Origin of the sequence: Halorussus vallis (assembly GCF_024138165.1) — an archaeon.
Taxonomy (GTDB): Archaea; Halobacteriota; Halobacteria; order Halobacteriales; family Haladaptataceae; genus Halorussus; species Halorussus vallis.
The window spans coordinates 122675-144491 of record NZ_CP100003.1; the positions used below are offsets into that span (position 1 = coordinate 122675).

General features: G+C 52.5%; 15 protein-coding genes and 1 pseudogene. 5 read left to right on the forward strand and 11 right to left on the reverse strand.

Annotated features, from left to right (window positions below; genetic code table 11):
• Window positions 1–667: 667 nt before the first annotated feature.
• Entirely contained in the window at window positions 668–1441 is a 774-nt protein-coding gene (locus tag NGM07_RS24270) for a DUF8054 domain-containing protein (RefSeq protein ID WP_253521659.1), read from the reverse strand.
• Between the two features lie 391 nt (window positions 1442–1832).
• On the opposite strand from NGM07_RS24270, the gene NGM07_RS24275 reads away from it, so the two are divergent.
• Window positions 1833–3434 carry a transposase gene (locus NGM07_RS24275; protein ID WP_253521661.1) on the forward strand — a complete coding sequence of 534 codons (1602 nt, stop codon included), beginning with the start codon at window positions 1833–1835 and terminating at the stop codon, window positions 3432–3434.
• A 398-nt stretch (window positions 3435–3832) separates the two neighbouring features.
• Here the strand turns inward: NGM07_RS24275 and NGM07_RS24280 are convergent, their stop codons facing one another.
• From NGM07_RS24280 to NGM07_RS24305, 6 genes are all read right to left on the reverse strand, one after another.
• Window positions 3833–5521: a transposase gene (locus tag NGM07_RS24280; protein WP_253521663.1), complete on the reverse strand. Its 1689-nt coding sequence runs from the start codon at window positions 5519–5521 to the stop codon at window positions 3833–3835.
• Window positions 5522–6702: 1181 nt separating this feature from the next.
• Window positions 6703–6990 (reverse strand): hypothetical protein, encoded by a 288-nt coding sequence (locus tag NGM07_RS24285; RefSeq protein WP_253521665.1) that lies wholly within the window; start codon window positions 6988–6990, stop codon window positions 6703–6705.
• A gap of 113 nt (window positions 6991–7103) precedes the next feature.
• Window positions 7104–7697 carry a hypothetical protein gene (locus NGM07_RS24290; protein ID WP_253521666.1) on the reverse strand — a complete coding sequence of 198 codons (594 nt, stop codon included), beginning with the start codon at window positions 7695–7697 and terminating at the stop codon, window positions 7104–7106.
• A gap of 19 nt (window positions 7698–7716) precedes the next feature.
• On the reverse strand, window positions 7717–10467 hold the full coding sequence (locus NGM07_RS24295) for a hypothetical protein (RefSeq protein ID WP_253521669.1): 2751 nt from the start codon (window positions 10465–10467) through the stop codon (window positions 7717–7719).
• Window positions 10468–11318: 851 nt separating this feature from the next.
• The gene (locus NGM07_RS24300) at window positions 11319–11726 is read right to left on the reverse strand and encodes a DUF8160 family protein (RefSeq protein WP_253521672.1); all 408 of its coding nucleotides are present in this window, start codon (window positions 11724–11726) and stop codon (window positions 11319–11321) included.
• Window positions 11723–12541 carry a ParA family protein gene (locus tag NGM07_RS24305; RefSeq protein WP_253521675.1) on the reverse strand — a complete coding sequence of 273 codons (819 nt, stop codon included), beginning with the start codon at window positions 12539–12541 and terminating at the stop codon, window positions 11723–11725. Before NGM07_RS24305 ends, NGM07_RS24300 begins: the two co-directional genes overlap by 4 nt.
• A gap of 422 nt (window positions 12542–12963) precedes the next feature.
• On the opposite strand from NGM07_RS24305, the gene NGM07_RS24310 reads away from it, so the two are divergent.
• Together NGM07_RS24310 and NGM07_RS24315 are read left to right on the forward strand one after the other, a co-directional pair.
• Window positions 12964–13638 carry a helix-turn-helix domain-containing protein gene (locus tag NGM07_RS24310; RefSeq protein ID WP_253521678.1) on the forward strand — a complete coding sequence of 225 codons (675 nt, stop codon included), beginning with the start codon at window positions 12964–12966 and terminating at the stop codon, window positions 13636–13638.
• Window positions 13635–14330 (forward strand): nucleotidyltransferase domain-containing protein, encoded by a 696-nt coding sequence (locus NGM07_RS24315; RefSeq protein ID WP_253521680.1) that lies wholly within the window; start codon window positions 13635–13637, stop codon window positions 14328–14330. The genes NGM07_RS24310 and NGM07_RS24315 overlap by 4 nt, the downstream gene beginning before the upstream one ends.
• A gap of 84 nt (window positions 14331–14414) precedes the next feature.
• On the opposite strand, the gene NGM07_RS24320 is transcribed toward NGM07_RS24315, so the two are convergent.
• From NGM07_RS24320 to NGM07_RS24330, 3 genes are all read right to left on the reverse strand, one after another.
• The gene (locus NGM07_RS24320; RefSeq protein ID WP_253521683.1) at window positions 14415–14768 is read right to left on the reverse strand and encodes a hypothetical protein; all 354 of its coding nucleotides are present in this window, start codon (window positions 14766–14768) and stop codon (window positions 14415–14417) included.
• Between the two features lie 75 nt (window positions 14769–14843).
• Window positions 14844–15278, reverse strand: a complete 435-nt coding sequence (locus NGM07_RS24325) for a TRAM domain-containing protein (protein ID WP_136689353.1) — start codon at window positions 15276–15278, stop codon at window positions 14844–14846.
• 57 nt (window positions 15279–15335) lie between these two features.
• Window positions 15336–15902: a hypothetical protein gene (locus NGM07_RS24330; RefSeq protein WP_235853691.1), complete on the reverse strand. Its 567-nt coding sequence runs from the start codon at window positions 15900–15902 to the stop codon at window positions 15336–15338.
• Between the two features lie 131 nt (window positions 15903–16033).
• On the opposite strand from NGM07_RS24330, the gene NGM07_RS24335 reads away from it, so the two are divergent.
• On the forward strand, window positions 16034–16705 hold the full coding sequence (locus tag NGM07_RS24335; protein ID WP_084777746.1) for a tyrosine-type recombinase/integrase: 672 nt from the start codon (window positions 16034–16036) through the stop codon (window positions 16703–16705).
• A 49-nt stretch (window positions 16706–16754) separates the two neighbouring features.
• Here the strand turns inward: NGM07_RS24335 and NGM07_RS24340 are convergent, their stop codons facing one another.
• Window positions 16755–19103, reverse strand: a complete 2349-nt coding sequence (locus tag NGM07_RS24340) for an Eco57I restriction-modification methylase domain-containing protein (protein WP_253521686.1) — start codon at window positions 19101–19103, stop codon at window positions 16755–16757.
• A gap of 1173 nt (window positions 19104–20276) precedes the next feature.
• On the opposite strand from NGM07_RS24340, the pseudogene NGM07_RS25585 reads away from it, so the two are divergent.
• Window positions 20277–21260 (forward strand): annotated as a pseudogene (locus NGM07_RS25585) (Eco57I restriction-modification methylase domain-containing protein); the annotation flags it as partial.
• Window positions 21261–21817 lie beyond the last annotated feature (557 nt).

A 21817-nucleotide genomic window follows, 5' to 3' on the forward strand; every position in this document is an offset into this window, starting at 1 on the left:
TTTTCGGGGAAGTTGGGCAGGGTAGTCATTACATTGTTATATATAGCATTTATTTATACGTATGTACAGGAGTGGATTCTTAACAACGAACTGAACATTTCATGGATTATTATTCACACGGTCGTAATTTCCACTCTGTTATACGTTGCATTAGAGACTCTCATTCCGGGATCATGTGACGCACTTCGCCAATTCTATAGTAATTACGACAAACTGCTCTCAGGTTTGCTCTCTCTCTCTTTTTTCAGTTGGACAGCGTATCTAATGGTTTCGGGAGCAAAGGAACTATTGTTCTATGCAGTGAGCATTACTCTCAGTATCACATTTTTACTCAACTATACATTTAATAAAGGAAAGAAATAACTCTAATGCGGCGAAGTCGCACATTTGTCTGAAAATCCTCGATGACTTGACCACCCAGTGCGTCCAAAAAAGCCTCTCCCTTCGCGGACATTGAGCGCCGCGTCGAGACTGCCGGGGAGAGGGATGCCGTACTCCTCGCCTTTTTCTCGTCGAACTCATAAATGTCCTTGCGAACGGGGTTCCCCGGGGTCGGTGTAGGTTGATGACGTCGAGCCCGGCCCAGGCAACCAAGGCCAGCGCGAGAAAGAGATTGCACAACAGGTCCAGAAACTAATCTATATACTACGAAAAGTGTCTCTATTGGCTATGTCTCCACTTCTGCTAAGCGTGATTCACATTTTCCACACTTATACAAAATCACAGATTTACTGCGGCAACAAGATTCCACCAAAGTTTCCACAAACGTCGGTGTTCCAGAACACATTGGGCACTCCTCAAGGAAAATTCGGAGCCCCGTAAGTAGTTGTTCCTGCTCACTATCTGAGAGCCTAACCCAGTTTTTCGTCCGGTTCTGAAGTAATTTAACCGCAGCAAGATCGGCGACCAGCGCAGTTCGCGATGGAAGACGGGCAACTTCGTGACCGTCGTCGACCACCACGCAGGCATCGCCTCGATCTCGTACTTCTGCCTTCGAGTAGCCAAGTTCGGCCGCCAAATGAGCCTCGGGATTCTGCTTCACTCTGGTGATGGTCGACGTCCACTGCGATTCGAATGAGTCAGTAAGTGAGAGGTCCCCTTTGGTCTCTTCGATGACGCCAAGCGAGAGTAATTGTTCTTCCGTATCCAGTGTGGTATCCACGGTCGTTCGTGGAGTTTTATCGAACCAGCGGAGGACTCGATCCGGGAAATACTGTTTCGTGAGTGTGGGCGTTCCAGGCACGAGATAGCCCCTGAAATAGATAATCGTGGCGGAAAGACCGGCGACGGCTATTCCAGCTGGGATGGAGAATGTACTGACAGCTACACTCGCGATTGCTGCAAGGGCGATATTCACGCTCGTACATGGTATGCAGCGATTTTCGCCAGTGTATTCCGGGTGATGGAGTCGTCGTTTCAGCTGGTCTACTTGAATCCCCATAGACTAATCTACGGAGCAATGCTTATAGATTTTACTTCCAGTAAGAAAACATCTGTAACCGAGGTGCGGAAAAGATTGCTGAAAAAGGATGGGGCTTCTTTATCAATCGGACGGAGTCAGTCGTCTCCTAGATTGAAATGAATTCAGTAGCCAATCCATGTGCTTGGCATACGATTAATTCATTATTATTTACTAATGTAAATATTAACGTTTCAGTGGAGATGAATTCATTTTCAGTTCTACTTCTAGCGGTTCTAAAGAATAGTCTGGCACACTGAACTTAACATCTTCATTTCGGTCAATTTATTTTATCCTATTCCCTGTTCCTGTGCGGTCCACTTATGATATGCCGCCAAAATCCAGACGTTCCAATTTCACAAGGAGTTCTCGGATGAACGAAGTCGAATCTCCTACACGGCTGAGTGAGGACGTACTCAACCAGCTCGAAACAGCCACTACGCTCAGCGACCTCGTTCGACGCATCGATGCTGATTTGTTCCTGAGAGCAGTGGACTACGAGTCCTTCGAAGACCTAGAGTACAATGCCGTCCCGATCGTTCGAGCGCTCTTCTGTCGGGGACTCGCTGGCCTCTCGTGGAACGGTCTCTACGAATTCCTCTCGACCAAGGGACGAGCTGTTGACCTCGGATTTGATTCCACGAAATTCGGGAAATATAATACTGCACCGACGCGCCAAACATTGACCGCCGCCTGGGATACCGTGCTCTCAGACGCTGCGAAACGAACCATCCTTTCAGTGAGCGAACGGCTCGTCGACGCCGCCAACGGGAGCGACGACGCCCTCGACCTTCGTAAGCCACGTCGCGTCGACGACAACGATTCTGACTTGCGCGAACGTCACGTCGGCGAGTTCTCGAACGACCAAATCCGGAAGCATGTCCGACTCGCCAGAGACACGATTTTCGGGGCGTTCGATACCGGGAGGGCGGAGAACATGAAATATCCGGATAGCCGGTTCGACGAGCTACAAGCGTTCATGGCGCTGCGTGGATGCGGGACACCACAGGGCCACTCGCGGATGGAAAACTTCTACAGCGAGGACTACACGCCACATGGCGATACGCACCTCCGAACCGTCAAAAAACACTCCAAAGACGCCGTCAAAGAAGGATTCAAGAAGTCTATCGAGAGACTGCTTGACGCAATCGACGTACAGATTCTCCAACCGCCGGTCACGGTCGCGATTGATATCACGACGTGGGAGTATCACGCAGAAGACAATCTCCCATGCGAGGTCAACGGTACGAAAGACGGTGAGGGGAGAGCGTACAAGTTCGCAACGCTCTCGTTGGTCGGCAAGAGCATGCCTGTGGTCTTAGCGTATGAGCCAGTCATCGAGAGATCTGAGTGGGACGACAATCCGAAACACCGCTATCATCGGACGGTTCGGAAACTACTCTCACGAGCGAAGGAGCTGGTCAACATCGACCTCGTACTCGCAGACCGTGGCTTTGAGTCGTGGAAGGTCTACCAGACGCTCGATAACGCTAACGTGAACTATCTCTTGCCGAAAATCGAACGATCGGACGAGTTAGAGTGTATCGATCGAATGGAACGAGAGAGCGAGGACGTCGCGGTTGAGCGTGGGAAGATCGAGGTCGAACAGGGCTCGCACGAATGCCAAGTCCTCTACGTGCCGGGTCGAAATGGAGAGACGCAGTCGTTCATCACGAACAAGCAAATTGGCCCCGAGGATGCTGAAGCATGGGTCAACCACTACGCGTATCGGTGGATTATCGAGAACGAGTACCGTTCGATCAAGCAGGAATTCTTGGCGAAGACCTGCTCGAAAGACCACGAACTACGGCTCTACTACTTCGTGTTCGGTATCCTCATGTACAATGTGTGGCGGCTGGCGGACGTCCTGCTGAAAGCAACCGTCACTCGTGAAATCACGGACTACACCCCAGCAATCACGGCGGGCGAGTTAGCTGATTGGGTTGCGATTCATTTGCAGCGCGAACCCGACTAACAGGTTTGGTTTGAGCTGAGTTTGCATAGCGGGTAGCGACGGATTTCGTCAATTCACCCCATTTTGGACCAGAGAGACGTTGAGAATTACGATTCCGGATTCGGTTCTCGATTTACAAGGTGCAATCGACTGATTTTGCCAATAGCCACTTGAATTGAAGGCTCTACTGCGCCAGTTTGCGTTTACACTCCGAAGTCAGGTGGAGTTCCGAATGTGCATTGGATTGGCCGAAATTGGAGTTTATTTTGATGAATATAGTTTGAATACTTCGACCGCAAGCAGTCATCAGTAATAGAGATTCCGTGAACTGAATCGAATCATCGACTTCGTTCAACGAAGAAAAGATTTGACGAGTGCTGCGGCTCCTCGCCGGGTGAGCCCGTCAACGACGACGCTGCTTACCCGACGTCACCGAGTTCCTCTTTTGCAAGCGCAAGGAATCGCTTTGCTGTTACACATGGCTTGTATCGGTGTTCAACATCTTTGATACTCACCTGTACCAGAAAGTCCACAAGCAGCCACATATTGTACAACAAGACGGCGAATGCGACGTAGAACAGGCGGACGGAGTATTCTTTTGAGGTGGTCCATGCGAGGAAGTCCTTAATCGATTTGTAGCTGTTTTCGATGCCCCAGCGCCGTCGATACCGATTCACTGCCCCTCTCGCTTTCATCCGGTCACGTCGGATTTCGTTGTTGATGTCCTTATTCGTGAGGAACACGATTGTACTATCGATCACACGGTCTTCGTCATTAGCGTTCTTCTTCGGGACGCCGATGAGGTGGGCTTCAGCGCGGCCGTGGCCGGGGACACCGTCAATATCCCCGTATATCGCGTGGTCGCGCTCCACCTCAATATCTTTACTCATCCCTTGAATGAAGTTCTTGATCCGAGACGTTTTGCGGCGTGGGATCACGAACTCGACGCCAGCTTCATTGAGCGAATGCACGACATCTGCTGCGTCGAACTCTCGGTCGGCATACACCGTGTTAATGCTCACGTGTTCTTTCGCCTTCCAAACAAGCTCACGCACGAGCTCGCCGCGGGACCTGCCTTTTGGGACGGGTTCGACGCCGAGCGTGAATTGGACGTTCTCCCCGACGATACAGCAGGTAGCAACTTTATAGCAAATTACGTACTCTTTTGAGGTGGGTGCACCTTGTACCATCTCGACGTCATCCGGTTCGCCCTCGTCGAGTGGAGTAGTTCGTAACTCAACGCGGTCTTCGTCAGGATAGTACGCCAGGTAGGTAATATCGATGGCGAGGTCGGCCGGTCGACTGAATTCGAGATGCCGTTTCGCGGGTGTGATCATCCGTTCGATGGCGTCATCGACAAACGAGAGGATTTCCGCACGATGTAACTGCTTCAGCCAGTAGAGGTGAGTATCACCGTCCGGAGCACCGGTCGACCGCGTTGTGTGATCGTCGTAGATCGTACTGCCGGTCTCAGCAGCCGTATCATGCAGGCTCATCAGTACGCTCATGTCTAAGAAGGCGTTATCGTGGTACTGCACGCCCTCCTCGGGTCGGCCAAGGTCGATTTCGGGATAGACGAGGCGTTTCATCTCTTGGATCACCTCACTAATTTTCTTGCGGGTGTAGCGGGTCTCGACTGCGGTTGAGACCTCACCTTTGTCTTCGGGTTCGAGTGCGCGCATGCCAAGTGGATTACCTTGCTCATGGGCGTAGTCAAGAATACGATCGCTCGTCTGCTGGATGTAGTGTTTCAAATCGTCGCCGAAGTAGTGATTCCACGCCCGGGAAAATGTTGAATGGACGGGTGCAGCCTGTTCACCACAAAATTGGTCTGTATCGAAGCCCAGCCGGGCGGCGTTGTCTACTTCGTTCAGGTGGTCTGCGAGCTCTGTATTCGAGTAGCCGGTGAGTTCCCGGAGGTACATCGCCCGGACGAGTGATGCAAGATTGTATTTCGAATGCCAGTCTATCCGGGCATCTTCATAGGATGCCAACGACTCGAACTCAAGGGCAGCAACGAGGCTGGTGACATCGTCGGTCGTCTCAAGTAGTCGAATCGCTTGCTGCTCGATGACCGTTCGAGCAACAGTGGATGTTGTCTCACTCATTAGTTGAAAACGTTCACCAGAGCTGAAACAGCCTGAAGTGTCCAGCTAGTCATTTGTAAGCCGTACACGTTCACCCGCTCGAACAGTATGAAATACCCGAAATTAGGTAGAAGCTTTTGGCATATTGGAATGTGCCACTGCATTGAATCGTTATACAGTGGATTATTTTCTCACGTTTTCTAAGGAGCTGGACATTTAGTGAAGGGATTGATATAGTTCACTATACCTATTGGCTGCATTTTCTATCCGCAAATTCATTTTCGTGTAGTAGAATGAGTGTACACCAGGAAGGACTGCTACTGCATCGACAGTGCGGTCGCTCTCCGTGGACTACTGCGTCACTGTTAAGGATAAGTGGCTATGTTTCTCATCTACTGCAAGCTTCGACTTTAGGACGCCTACGTTAATAATCCCAGAGTTGGTTCGCTAGTCGTGATATCCTTTCCAGTCAACCTCTTGCTGACGAGTACGGAACAGGAATAATACACTAAATGAAACCAAGTGAAAGAATTAACTGGGATACAGTTTTTCGGATGGCAGCAGACCACCCTAAACTCTGGGCACGTTATGCCATGGATACTCGTGGCCTTGAGATACCGGACGAACTTCACGACGAATAGGTCTGGTGAATAGTATAGTTTCTAAGGCACTACAATCGCTCCCGTTTGTGCCGAGTGCGGCTCAACTATCAATAGTTAGCAATACTGTTTCTTTATTCAGTCGTCAAGCCGAAGCAGAACCAGGTATTTGCTCAAGGTGTGGTACATATTTAACAGGCTTTTTGAGTCTATGGCTCGTTCTTCGCCATATGGCTGTAGATTTGGACGAGGTTGGTGGAAATCTCTTGCGGGGATTCACTGCACTGATACTCTGGATAATATTCAGTACAGTTATCCAGATACTCGTTACACCGTTGATTTCCAGCAATTGGGCCGCAATTCTTGGTTACAGTCTTGGGTTTATTATCGTCTTTGGGGGATTTTCCTACTGGTACTATCGCCAACAGACCATCAAGAGTTAATGTTTCACCTCTCTTCTGACCTATGCAGTTCACGCTCTGACTCTCAATTCGTGGTGCGAATGTATCATGCAGCTACTGTCTGATTCTAAGCACCTCGATAGCCACAGACGGTATATAGAGGTTATATTCAGGTTGGACGGTTAACTGATTTCTCGTTTTGCTATACCACGAATACTTTGAGATTACTTGGTGCCGTCATCGTCGGTTGCATCCTCACATTTCCCTTCTCGGTACTGTTCAAGCAGGTGTCCCGGCCAGAAATCCCTCCAGAGAACCTTGAGAGCCAATAGGAGTAGAGGATGCCGACGACTATCGAGATCAGTATTTCCAAAAAGAGTTCAGAGCCGACCGCCAGTAAGACTGGGAGTTTGACTTCGCCTACGAACGGGACCGCCAGAGTACCTATGGTCGCACCAATATAGATGTCTGGTTCAACCAGCTGTAGCACCGAGAACTGTATTGGATATACGATTATAGCCGCCCTTCTTTATAAAAAGTGTGTTGAAACCATCTTTACAAGACGCGTAGCTGTCCTGTCCAAAGAAGAATGTAAGTTAGACGTTAACCACGGACAAATTCGAACTGATCCACCGTGACTTTCTCTGTTCCCCCGTCAGAGTCGTCAACATCAGCTACAGCCCCGCCAGCGATGTCAGTTGATGCAGAGGAAGTGATCTTCACTAGTACTTCGTAATCGTAATCCGGATCGAGATTGACGCTTAGAGAGCCCGACAGTGAAACGCTCTCCCATGCCTCTCCATCAACCCCGTAATCCGTTTCCTTATGAGCTAATTGCGTGTCGAAGGTGACGTCCGTTGCGACCTGCGAGCAGATGAGCGTAACTGTTCCTTCGGCTGTACCCCCAAACAGGGAGAAGAGAGTTCCTTCGATGTTACCGGTAGGATAGATCTGAAAGTTCCGTGCTTCTGACCCAGTAACACTGAAGGTCGACCCGACGGCTGCCCAAGCACTCGTACTTGCCAGGCCAGCGGGATCGATTGCTGCTAGTGCCTCTGCTACTCCAACGTCGCCCGTTGCGTATTCGTGTGTGGTCGTTCTAATTGCACCGATTCCGCCGCCGCTTTCACCGCTTGAACCGGTGTTCGTCTTCTGGATGTACTGACTTCCGCTCGTGTCCGTGTCAATAGTTGGCATCTTGTTTCACTCCAGTTTGTTACTCGTTCTGCGCTTCCGTACGCTCAAGCGCCATCGTTGTTTGATTGATTGCTTCTGGGGTTCTCCGCGTCCAATATCTGGCGTTACTGTCCTCTATTCGGTACTTGTCGTTCCCCGTGTAAGCGACGGTCTTTTCGTAGCTGTACCCGTCCTGATAGGTGACGGTGGCTTTCTTTCGCGATTCGTAACCATTGTCCGACAGCGTTTTCGACGACATGTCCGAGAACTTTCCATGCGCGTCGTGGAGCGAATCGTACTTCCGTGCAAGACCATCGACGAGAACGTGGTCGAAGTACACCGTTCCACCATCCGAGAGGTATGCATCGTATCCGATTCCACCAGTACTCCAGGTTGAGTCCGTTGCCGTGAACTGAGACAGGAGGTCTTCCGAATCGTTGTACAGTTTGACGGTGTGTTCGCCGTTGGTTTCCCACTCGATTTCGATTCTGAACCAAGTGTCCTCAGCAAGACAGAATCCAGTCGAGTTGGCGGCCAGTTTAGTGGCCGTTTCATTTTCATATCGGTACAGCGCAAGTCTGTCAGTGGCAAAATTCACCCGCACGAAGTACCGATTGTTGTGGTCCTGTACTCCGTAGGTGAAGTTTATTTTGTCAGCACCACCAGTGGCACGGACTCGACAACGGAACTGGTTACCAGCCTCCGGGTAGCGCGGAAGCCCACTCGTACTAATCATCTCGACCGCCGTTCCGCTGAGTTCGAGTGCATGCGAACCGTAGTACGGTGGTGTGGAGACGAGGCGTGCACCGGAGCCACCCCGGTCGAACGTGTACTCGCTGAGATCTCCATCGTCGAAATCGTCGACGACCTTACCAACATCTGGTGTTCGGTGTTTCCCTTTCGTTACGTAATCGAAGTGGACTGTACCTCCGTTCGAGACGTAAGCGTCGTAGCCAGTGCCGCCAGTCGACCACGTAGTGTCTTTGGCCGAAAGCTCAGCTACATCGTCTCCATCTCTTAAGGTAACCACGTGCCGCCCGTTCGTCCGCCACTCAACGACAACTTCGTACCAGACACCTTCGGAGTAATTGACAGAGGAGTCCGAATCGAGGAAAGTTCCCGACCCGTTTTCGTACTGGACAAGGCCCAGGATTCCGTCCGCGAAATCTAGTTGGACGTAGTAGCGGTTGTCGTGGTCCTGCACGCCGTAGGTGAAGTTGGCCACTCCACTTGATCCAGCTCCGTCTGTCGGCCGTACCCAACAACTAAAGGTATCACCAGTTTGTGGTTCCTTCGGAAGTCCAGATGTCCGAATCATCTCGGTGTTCGTCCCACTAATTTGTAGCGCGTACGAACCATCGAACGTCGTACTCGAAACGACACTCGCACCGGAACTTCCCCGGTCGAAGCTGTATTCGCTCAGATCGCCATCCTCAAAATTCTCGACGATAACACCCTCACCGGTGTCGTCCAGATCGTCGATGGTGACTCCGTCGAAGTACGCCGCCTCACTCCCGGAGAGATACGCGTCGTAACCGACGCCACCGCTACTCCACGTCGAATCCGTCGCGGAAATCTGTGCGAGTTGCGTCCCACTACTGTTGAAGAGGGTCACCGTATGCGTCCCGTCACGCGCCCACTCGATATCGACTTCGTACCACGTGTCCTGAGAGAGGGCGACACCTGTCCCCGCCAGTTTCGTCGAGGTCCCATTCTCAGTTCGATACAATCCGAGGGCACCCTGTTCGGGGTTGACACGGACGAAGTACCGATTAGTGTGATCTTGGACACCGTAGGTGAAATTCGTCCGATCTGCACCATTTGTGCCTCGAATCCAGTAACTCATCGTCGACCCTGCCGAGGGATAATGGTTGAGTCCAGCGGTGCTAATCATCTCGGTCGAGGTACCAGCGATTTCCAGCGCGTACTCGCCCGTTTTGGTCGGCGACGTGACCACGCTTGCACCCGAACTCCCGCGGTCGAAGCGGTACTCGTTCAGGTCGCCATCTTGGAAGTTATCCACGATTAAACACCCGTCGGAGGGGTCGCGCGTGCCCTTCGTCACGTAGTCGATGTATACGGTGCCGCCGTCGCTGAGGTAGGCGTCGTAGCCGACGCCACCGCTACTCCACGTCGGATCTGTAGCCGATATTTGCGCGACTTGGTTCCCTGCCGCGTCGGAGAGCGTGAACGTGTGGTCGCCGGTACTTGACCACGCGATCTCTGCCTCGTACCACGTATCCTGCGAGAGGGAGACGCCCTTGTCTGCCAGCAGGGTGGCACTCCCGTTCTCGTACCGGTACAGCGCGACACTCCCCTGCACGGGGTTCACGCGTGCAAAGTACCGATTCTGATGATCTTGAACGCCGTAGGTGAGGTTGATGCGATCAGCACCATTGTGGCCACGAACCCAGTACCTGAAGGTATCACCCGCGGCCGGGTAGTAATCTAACCCAGAGGTGCTGATCATCTCCGTGTCGGTGCCACTGATCTGAAGTACGTCGTCACCGTGGTAGGTAGGATTATCGACAATGCTCGCGCCTGAACTCCCCTTGTCGAACGTGTACTCGCTCAAGTCATCATCTTCGAAGTCATCGATGATGAAAAAGCCGACCTCATCGTTCGATTTGAGCGAAGCTGCTGCAGGTTCGGAGCCCAGTGTCGAAACACCAGTTCCGCCGAGGGCAAGTCCTGCGCCGGTTGCTCCAACTGTTTGCAAGTACGAACGTCGATCGATGTTCACCTGTTCTTGCTTGGGATTAGGCTGTGCATTATTATTTCTCTCTGCCATGCAATGGTACCTTCCTGAGGGAATGTTATAATTACCACGGTAAGTCGATGTCTAAAGTTTCCTCGGTATTTATTAGTGATGGGGAATAAGATCTAATCTTAGCAAATAAGGTTCTAATATGTTCGGTGTTCTCTAATATCGATGGGAAAGGGCGGTTTTGAAGATCGAGGCAAGTCCGTATCGGACAAACTCGGGCATCGTGTCGGTGCAGTCCTGCTGCCGGGTACGCTCGCCGAGATAGTTCCATTCAAAGATATCCTCATTCCGCGAGTCCTACAGGCGGCAACTGCTGCTGTTCGCACCTTGCTGCTCGGGCACTGCTGGCGATAGAGTCGGTACTAGGTTCGGCGTCTCGATTAACGAGTTCGGAAGGTGAATAATCCGGCTCTAAACCGGTGGATTTTGAACAATATCAGGGGGAATCATATCGAGGAGAGTCGATCCCGAGAGATAGCTCAGTGGTGATTCTAACCGAGCAATCTTATATGCCTCCGACGTTTTGGAGTGAGAACTTCGAAGTACCCTTCGTGAACGGCGATACCCTGGCAGTGGGCTGCTTAGACATCATTTGCAACAACCGCGTCGTGGTGGCGTCGCGTGTCGCTGACAAGGGGATGTCCATTCCGCACTCAGACTAAAGTATCGAACACGATTTCCGCGGGCGTCACGCCGCCAAGAGATGCAACGCATCGGTCGGCTCATGCACGGCAATGGCAGCATCAAGGACGATAGGGATAGAAGCGAGAGAGACTGACTCCGAGACGACGAAGCAGAATTTGTGAAGGACCGTGAGGGTCCAATGCACAGATACCCCTTTTCGGAACTTCACTCGGACCTCGTTCTGCGAGAGGTCATTCATCGCCGAGTTCCGAAAGCCGAGCTTGGATTTCCTCAGCATCCGCATCAGAGAGCGCTTCTACACCGAACTGGACGAGTAGCGGGTAGAAGTGGCGGTTCTTCTTAAACTCGTCCTGGCCCGCCTTGCGGAGCTTCAGCTGGGACTCGAGGTAGGTGTCCTCCATCTCGTCGAGGACATCGTCAGGAATGTAGATCGTTCGCCCGTTCCACTCGTCCTTGATGTTCGTCTCCGTTTTGCTCGTTTCGTTCGTTTCACTCGTTGAAGTCGATTCGTTCGTTTCAGTCGATGAGCTGGTTTCCACCGTTTCACTCACCTCACTCGTTTCGCTGGAATCAGCCTCATCGTCCTCCTCTTCGTAGTTGCCCTCGATGCCGGAAGCATCGCCCCAGCCGTCGCTCATGCTTCCACCTCCCCAGGTGCGGTCTTCTCAAACGTCTCGTCGAACAGGTCGGCGATTTCGTTGAACAGGTCGCGTGCATCCTCAACGCGCTGGTTCTCCTTGCCGAAGCCGAAGACGGATACCCCCTCGCCAATCGACTGGGAGAGGTCGGTCCGCTTCGGAATCTCGAACACTGGAAGGGAGTACGCCGACTTGATCTCCTCGATGGTGTCGCGGTGTTCAGCGTTCTGCTCGACACGGTTACAGACGATGGCGAGCCGATTGATGTCTCCGTACGCCTGTTCGAGGGAGCTCAGCTGCTTTGCGAAAATCTGGAGGCTGTTGGCGTTGAGTTTCTCCGGAATGACGGGGATAACGACGTTGCCGGTCGCGACGAGGGCGTTATCGGTAAGGACGTTCAGAGATGGCGGCGTGTCGACGATGATGTAGTCGTAATCCCTATCGAGTTCGTCCAGAGTCATCTCCAGACGTTCCCGACTCTTCGGCGCCTCAAGCAACGTTTGGATGTTCTTGTTGTTCGCGAGCTTCTCGCTCGCGGGGAGGATGTCGAATTCCTCGTGCTCGACGATGATGTTGTTCACCGACTCCATCTGATCGAAGTCGAGGACGTCGAACAGCGTTGTACGGTCGGTATCGTAGTACAGATCGTTGTAGCCGAGTGAGCAGGTGAGCCCTCCGTGATAGTCGATATCGACCAGGAGCACGTCGTAGCCCCGGGCAGCTAGCGCCCCGCCTGTGTGAATGACGTCAGTCGTCTTCCCAGCGCCTCCCTTCTGATTCGCCACGGTGATTCGTGCGGTGTTGGTGTCGGTCATTTCCTTCGTTTCCCTCGTTGTGTTCGTTTCGTTCGTTCTAATCGTTCTGTTCGTTTGGTTCGGTGAGGGTGTTTCACTCGGTGAGAGGAATACTACGATGTTAAAACCAAGTGTTCGTTACACTCGTTGAAGCAAACACACTCGTTGCCATCAACGCATTCGTTCCATTCATTACGTTCGTTTCCCTCGTTTTGTTCATCGAGTACGGGGCAGCCAGTTCATCCACTACCAGTTCGTTTCTCAGAATGCGTTCAATGCATTCGTTTTTCTCGTTCCGTTCGTTTTGCTCGTTGAATTCGTTATAGTCGTTCCGCGTGTTTTCAGCGGGAATCAGGACTACCTTCGAGACGAAGGGAGAGATCGTGCTTCATGGGCAGTCGAGTAAAACTTTTAACTGTTACTGGATTATTGGTAACCACCAGATGTATGAGGTACTCGACGACACGGCGGCACAGACCATCCTCGCCATCGAGAGTGGTGACTCCATCCGCCGTGTCGCCCAACACCTCCACACGCCCTACGAGACAGTGAGACAGGCCGTCAATCGGCTGGAAGACGCAGGCTACGTTTCCTATGACGATGGCCTCACTGTCGTCGACGAGCGCGTACGCGACGCAGCCCGCGAGCTCGTCGCTGCCAGCGCCGGCGTCAGTCCGCCCTCCATCGAAGAGGCCTACGTCATCCCACAGTTCGGTGACTGGCCGTTCGCGTTTGCGCGGATCGACGCCGTCTACGTGTGGACCCAGGGCGGCTACCAGGTCGGTCGCGAGCCCAACGACTATCCGTTGTTCCTGGCCGTCCGTGAGCGGGACGTCGACGCCTGGGAGGCGTTTCTCCATTCGTTTGACCTCCCGACCGCATTCGAAAGACAGCCCCGAGACGATCTGGACGGACCGCTGCAGATCGTCCTCGAGCCACGCCCCTCACTCGACATTGAGCACGTCGAGGGGTACCCGGTCACCCCGAGAACCGAGACGATCGAGTACATGCGCGAGAACTACGCCCAGTTCCAGTCGGCGCTGGCGATGCTCGACCGGATGTACGAGGACCTCGACCTCGGCGTCACGTATCGAGAGACCGAACGGGCGCAGCCATGAGCTTCAACAACCGAAGTGACGCGCTCATCGAACTGCTCGAAGAGCTCACCAAAGAGGGCCACGAGTACGTTCTTGTTGGCGGCTACGCTGTCTCAGCGTTCAATGCTCGCTTCTCCACGGACCTCGATATCGTCGTCGCGCCGGATTCCAAAGCTGACTTCGTCGAGTTCCTTGAACAGCAGGGATTCGAGGAAACGGACAGTCACGCCAAGAAATGGTTCTACGACACCGAAGTAATCGAGTACGAGAAGCGGCTCACGCCGCAGCAGCCGATCGGCTTCGATCTCCTGGTAAACGGACTCGGGTGTCGCCAGACGGAGGCACAGTGGTCGTTCGACTACCTGTACGACCACAGCCACCAACAGGAGGTGAGCGGAGGTACAGTGACGATCACAGCCAGAGTCATCGATGGGGCAGTCCTCGTCGCGGCAAAGCTCCATAGCGGCCGTGAAACAGACCTCCGGGACGTCCTGGCAGTAGCACAAGAAATCGATCTCGACGCTGTCACGCCTCACCTTCGGCGAGGGGACGAAGATGCGCTACGGGAGCAGCTTGAGCGTGGACTGGAGATCATAGAGAGCGATGAACTCAAGCACGGGTATCGGAGTGACTTCGGGGCCTCAGCAGTCTCAGAAGAAACGGTCACCGCTCTCCAAGAGTATCTGTCTGCACAGATTAACCACCTGAGCTGAAGCGGTCGGGACCCCCTTGATCGGAAGTGAAGATAGGGTCCTTCAGCGGTGTTTACAGTCAGTCAAAAAATTGGAGGGGCGGTGTCAGTCGACCGTCGCTAACACACGGACATCCGTAGCTGAGTGTCGTTCCCGTTCAGTACGAGCACCATGCTCGCGGAGGAACTCATCAATACGGTCGGCAAGGGACTCCGCGTCCTCTCTATCAACGTGGACGATCAGCGTCGGATGTTCCTCGTCGCTGTTCTCAATCACGAGCGAGACATCCTTGAATTCGTCCGGCTGTCTGTACGCTTCGAACTCATCGGCGACCTGGTCGGCCAGGTCGTCGAGTACCTCAATCGGTTCCTTTGTCATAGATTGTATTTCGGCTTTGGAAGGTTGTGCCATCGCGAGCGCGTGAAGAAAACGTGACGTGACTTTCAGAACCACCTCCATCAGACAAACGCGAACGGAGCCTTCTCACACCGCTGGTTTCCCGAGAAGAAGACCGATCCACGAAGGGACAATGGGTTAGAGTGCTCGCGGATCGCTATCGACGATGCTCGCAAACGCGACGTTCTCCTGAACTTGTTCGATTTCGACTGTTGGCTCGTCGCCGGGTTGAGCGCCGGGAACGATCACGACGTACCCCCGTTCGACTTTCGCAATACCGTCTCCTTGATCACCGACGGTTTCGATTGTCACGTCGCGCACTTCTCCCTCATCAACAGGAGGACCAGATGAATCGTGGCTCGTGCTCCCCTGAGAGGCGGGATGCCGTGGGGCCTGCGGAGATGTTGATTCAGCTTCGGAGGAGGAATCAAGGAGAGCGATGCGGTACGTTTCATCACCGGTCAGCGCCCCGTGCTTGATCTCACTCGGAGGAATCTCGATTACGAAAGTGCCATCCTCCTCCTTAATTTTCGCAGTGAAAAGCGAACACAGGGAGTCTGAGATTTCTACCATAACTGGGTTTGATACTGGATACAATTAATCGGTCTCTTTGAGAAGGAGCGAACTGGATCAGCTGTCCTCAGCTGGTTCTTCCCAAGGAATGTCTCGCTTATGGACTACAGCGAGCTTCGAGTCGTCATCATCTTCTATTGCACTTAGACCACGCTGGACGAGAGTGTGAACCTGTCCAGCAGACTCCGGGAACGAAAATTGGTCATCCTCCGCGTCAGCACGGAGTTCCAGATAATGGAGGTACAACCTGAACCTCGTATCTGCTCCGATTGGCCACCAAATCGTCCCTATCTGCTCATCTACCTGATTGTCCCAATGCTCTATGAGTTCACGGATATCGTCGACGAGCTCCTCCCCAGAGGTGCGAAGGCGGAGGGAGTATTCCCGATCCCGCTCCATCTCTTCGATTATATCCTGAAGGAAAGGCTCAGCCTCCAGGGCGGTAGGTGAGGTCTGATCCGCTTCTAGAAGGTGTTCTAACGCCCGAATTTCTTCACGCCGAGCGGCTACAGCGTATGCGACATTGTACTTATCCTCGGGGAAGATTTCGTGCTGACTCGGTTGCTGTGCCTGAGGGACAGTATCCCCAGTGGATGAGCTAAATAAGGTCTCAAAGAGTCCCATAGGCTTCGTCCGGAGGGCACCCATAAGTACTTCCTGTCATATCAGACGGCAATTCTGGCGGCTGTGAACCGATTCACCTTGCCACTCGAAGAAGAAGCGGATTATCTTTGTATCGACAGACAGCGATGAATATGGTAGCAACACGAGAGAGGGCCCTTAGCGAACGCGAGTTCGAACTACTGTTAGAAGGTGCTGGGCGAATAGATGATACACAACAGAGACTCGAAACACGAGCGGCCATTCTCCTTGGAGGCCGTCTTGGACTTAGACCAGGAGAAACAACGCACTTGTCGAAATCGTGGGTTGACCTAGAGCGGCAGATGATCCAGATTCCCACACAGGAAAACTGTACGAAGGGACGGGATGGTGGCATCTGTGGATACTGCCGGCAGGCGGTGAAACAACGGCTAGATCACAATCCCAATACGGATTTTCAGAGCTTTGCTGAGCGTTATTGGCTCCCGAAAACAGAAGCCGCATCTCGAACAGTTCCGTACCACTTTTCGTATCGGGTTCGAGTCGCGGTTGAATTGTTACTCGACGAACATAGTGGCTGGCCGTATTCGTTCTCGACCTTACAGCGACGTCTAGAAACGGCCCTGAAATTGTCCCCAGAATTGTCTAACGACGCAACCTCATTACATGGATTACGTGCCACAGCAGCGTCGTACCATGCAGGAAGAGGCTTGGATCTTCCCGCACTCCGAGCAATGTTCGGGTGGGAGGACATCACGACCGCACGTCAATATCTAAATGTCGATGGAGCTATGACCCGACGAGCGCTGGACAGTATTCATCAGTAAATCTGAACCCACTGATATTCAGGAACCAGGCGTAGCGCTATTTCAGTGATTACTCCATCGAGCCTACATCTCCAAGATAAGTGTATTTCTCAGCGACCTTCTCGAAGTACGCTTCCGTCATAATTCGAGGATTCGACACCCGATGGAAGTCATCAAGGACGAACTGCATTTCCTCCTCATCCAACCCATATGCGTGGAACACGGCCGCGTCGACTTCGGCTTGTAGTTCACGCCGGGTCTCCATATCCGTCGCTGGCTCAATTCCGCCGAGTCGCTCACGCATCTCAGCAAACTCCTCACCGTAGCAGTTGAGCTTCGCCGCGCGATCAGCGATGTAGTGGAACCAGTCGTCGCCATCAGTGAGTCGGGGGACCTGTGACTCCTCAAACTTGTACTTCGAGGCGTGAGAATCAACCTTTGTCCGCATCAAGAAATCGAACGGAATACTATTGATCAGCCCAAGCGCGACGAAAAGCTCCTTTTCAGTGAAAACACGGTCGTAAGCGCTGTGCATCGGGAATTCCGAAAGATCATCCTTGCTAGGGTTTGCCTCGAATGGTCGAACCGTGTACAGCGTATGGACGACGACTCCACCCGGTGGGATTACAGCCGCAATGAGCGTCCGTTCGTCGGTTGCACGAGCGACTTCACGAAGCACAAGCCGGTACTCAGAACTATGGAGACGGATGTCCTCCAAAGAAAGTTCGGGGCGGTCGAATTCTTCTGTTAGCAACCGATTGACGAACCGCTTCTGCGAACTTGCCGGGAGATGGCGGAACTCAGGGTCATCAGCGAACTTGTTGTAGATAGCCTTCTTCAGGCTGATCGCATCGTCCCGGGCACGGAAGTTCTTCTCTCGAACGCGACGCTTCGCGCTCAGCTCCTCGTTATCCTCATCGACACTCCACAAAGAGATGGGTTTGAGGTCGTCGACGTAGGTCGACTCATAACAGAATTGGTGAATATTCTTTCCCTGATAGACCGGATAATCCCCTTTGGATTCGTCTTCGATGAATCTATCCCGATCTCGTCCTCGATCCAGTTCCTTGTACAAGACCGTTCGCCAAGCACCTTCAATTTCAGTCGCCAATGGTGGTGTCTGGAGAATTTTATCCAGCACTGAGATCTCCTGCTGGTCCTCGATGTTGGGGAAAATTCGAGCTCCAGGAGAATACTCTTTGAGGATTCGCGCTGGAATTTCTAGAGCTACATCGTCAATTGACCGAAGAACATCAACGGAAGTCTGATGAAATATTCCGTGGACAGTATCAGTGCTTCCCTCTGTTCGGAGCGTAACGATACCGAAGTTATACCTAGTGTCTATATCGGAGAAAATGCCGCGGTTTTCAAATCCGATGATACTCTGAATCTCAGACTCTTCCAATGCATGTACTCGCAAATCCTTTCCAGCGGCGGCATTGAAGAACGGACCAGGAAGCAGCTGTGAAACATAACCACCGTCTCTGACGATATCATAGACTCGCTCAAAGAACAGTAGGGACAGGTCGTTCGTCCGTGCAACCTGTTGTCCTTCTACGCTTGGTGTCTGGTACTCGTATTCTCCACTCTGGTTGATATAGGTCGCTTGCCGTTCCTTGTCACGCTGGAACTTCTCCCATTCGGCAGCGATTTCAGGGTTCTCTAAGAGCTCCTCTACCTTCTTGTCCTTTTCACCTGGTGGGCGGCTACGAAACTCAGTATCGTACTTTGGGAAGAAGTCCGTCCGGTATGGCTTCAGCTCATCCCACGGTGGATTCCCAATGATGACATCAAAGCCGCCTTCCCGATAGACTGTCGCGAACTCAAGCACCCAATGAAACGGTGAGGACTCCTCTAATTCCTCAAGAGAAATATCCTCATCGACAAGTTCGTTGAACTGATCGCGGATCTTCTCATTAAGCTCCTCGCTGTGGGTGTCGATTTTTCGTTCAGCCATTTTACGAGCATTCTGCGCTTCACGGGCAGAATCCGCAGCTCGATGGCGGTCCTGTTCCCGGATGACATCCTCATAGAGATCTTTGACTGCAGTTCCGACACCCCAATTCGAGAGTGACGCGTCGCCCGCATCTTCCCGTGCGACTTCTTGGAGCTCAGTAAACCCGATCAGTGAGTTACCCTGACGGATGTTAAAATCAATATTTGGGAGGGGTTCGACCTCGTTCGGTTCGTCCTCGATATCAGCGACCATCGACAGCCACAGGCGTAGTTTACAGATTTCGACTGCCCCGTCCCCAATATCGACTCCATAGAGATTGTGAAGGATGATAGAACGCTTTGCGAAAAGTGAGACCCCTCCATGTCCCTCTTCTATTCTCTCCAATTCTTCACGGCTACGACTCTCCAACTCCCAGCCTTTCCCTTCAGCTTCGAGCCGCTGGAAATACTCAATGCATTGCATCAACTGATCGTCTCGCTATTGGCTGTTTTCGACTTTATCTACGATTGCCGGTGAAATACAAGCTGCTTCTTACAATCTATTCAACAAGTGTATTGACCAGTGCAGTCGAAAGCCACCCTCATATCCATCATTTTCATATGAGTAAAGCAACTTTCAGGTGGTATGACTCTCCAGCAGATCACCGCATCCGATATCGCGGGCTGGGACTCTTTACAGGATATAGCGAACTCCTTTGAAAAACGCGGGCTCAAACCACGCCCGAAACTTGGGGGCGATAACGAACTCGTAGTCCAGCTTGATGATGACGAATTCATCGTCATTGTCAACGCGGGCCCCGGGGAGACTGCCACAGACTTCAAACCGGAAAATCGCTCACGGCATACCAACCTTGTTGCCACCAACGATTTCGAGATCTTCACCTTCATTACCCGAGTCCGAAGCTGGGAGGGGCAGCAGCACGGTCGAATTAAGCATCAAAAGATTTCGTTCTCGAAGGAGCAGTTCACGCGGGACAGCGGAGAGAAGAACACTATTCTCCAGAAGCTGAACTCGATCGAGTACGGTTCCTCTGCTGCGATATACGATACGCTCTACGACACGCAACAGGTCGTCAAGGAGTTCTATGAACAGTTCGAGGAACTCAGGACAGATCTCATTCAAGAGGTTACAGGCATCCCTGACGATCGGGGTGATGCGAAGCAACGATATGTGCAGGTCATTCTTGACCGGATGATATTCCTATACTTCATCCAGGAAAAGCGCCTCCTTGATCGGGACCCGAATTACCTTCACGAACAGCCGAATGAAGTCGTTGACGAGGGTTGTGACCACTACGAAGAGTTCTACGAGCCGCTCTTCTTCGAATACCTCGCAGAAGACAAACAGAACCCTGACTTCGGTAGTCTTCCGTACCTGAACGGTGGCTTGTTCGCAAGGAATCCTGTCGAAGAGGAGTTTGAGGACGCGAAATTAGGTGTCTCTGCCGAGGAAACGAACGGGCTCTTCGACGATATCCTCGACTTCCTCTCCGACTGGAATTGGAACGTAGACGAACGACTCGACATCGTCGATCCCAAGAACCTCTCCCCGGCGATCTTGGGCCACATCTTCGAGCAAACGGTCAATCAGAAGGAGATGGGGGCGTACTACACACCGGAAGAGATCACGGGGTTCATGGCCCGGCGGACGATCCATCCGTATCTGCTCGATCAACTCAACGAGGCTGTGGACGCGGACTATGACGAGATCGACAATGTGTTCGGATTCCCCGTGCCGGAGGCAGATACCAGCACAGAAGCTGTTGCCGATGGCGGAACCATAACTCAGCAAGTTCCAACGGAAAACGTCCAAACCAGCCATGTGGAGACTCTCTACCACGACATTCTGAAGGAAGCGCATATTCTCGATCCCGCCGTAGGAAGTGGCGCCTTCCTGCTCGCCGCACAGGAGGTGCTGATGGACCTATACATGCAATGCATTGAGTATTTCCAGCGGCTCGAAGCTGAAGGGAAAGGCTGGGAGCTAGAATCCAGAACGCGAGAAGAGATAGAGGTAATCGAGTCTGGAAAAGGCTCCTCATCATTGTACGCAAAGCGAACGGCCATCCTCAACAATTTGTACGGAGTCGATATCGACGAAGGTGCTGTTGAGATCTGCAAGCTCAGGCTCTGGTTGTCGATGGTCGCTGATATCGAGGATGAACCGAGCGAGGTGGAGCCACTCCCCAACATCGATTTCAACGTACGACAGGGCAACAGCCTAATCGGTCAACTCGATACGGACATCGAGAGTAACGAAGACGGAGACAGCGATCTCGATTCTTGGGAGGTGAAAACTCGTTTTGAGGATGTGAAAGAGGCTATCGAGAAGCACAAGAAAGCGGAGACCAGTATTGAAGCTCAAGAATGGCGGAAGGAGGCAGAAGACAGAATAGAGGAACACCGGGACAAATTTGACGAAATCCTTCGGCGAGAATTCCAAGACGCTGGCTTTGACGACATAACGATCGAGGAAATTCGGGAGTGGTCCCCCTTCCACTGGCCGTTGGAGTTCGCCGACGTCTTCGAGAAAGGTGGATTCGACGTGTTCATCGGGAACCCACCATGGGACATGCTCTACGCGAATCGCGACGACTTCTTCATCCGCTACGATGAGCAGTTCCGTACCTATCCGTCGGAGGAAAAAGACGGTGTGATGGAAAACCTCCTCTCAAGCCCAGAAGTTGCGTGGGAATGGGAGGACTACAAGGGCTCGATGGAAACTCAGGCAGACTTCTTCACGCAGGGAGACGTCTACAAGCTCCAATCTCCGGTGGTGGGCGGTCGGACGATGCCGACAAAAAATGAACTGTCTGCTCTCTTTCTAGAGCGGGTCTTCAGACTCTCTCGAGACGGCGTGAGGGTGAGTCTGCTCCTCCCGGGAACTATCTTCGGTGGAGTGATGGGGAAAGACCTCCGGACACATCTACTGGATCACACAGACGTAGAGAATCTCATTGGATTCGAAAATAAGGGCATCTTTGAGGCGATTGACGATCGCTATCGATTTGCTGTACTGACGTTTAAATACGGAGGGAGGACGTCAGTACTTCGCGGCATCTTCAACCAGCATAACATGGACATCGTATATCGAATCGAGGAGGAAGCAGTTACTATCCCACGAGAGGTGCTTCTTAGCTACTCGCCTGAGGGGCGGATATTCCCTTCAATCACCTC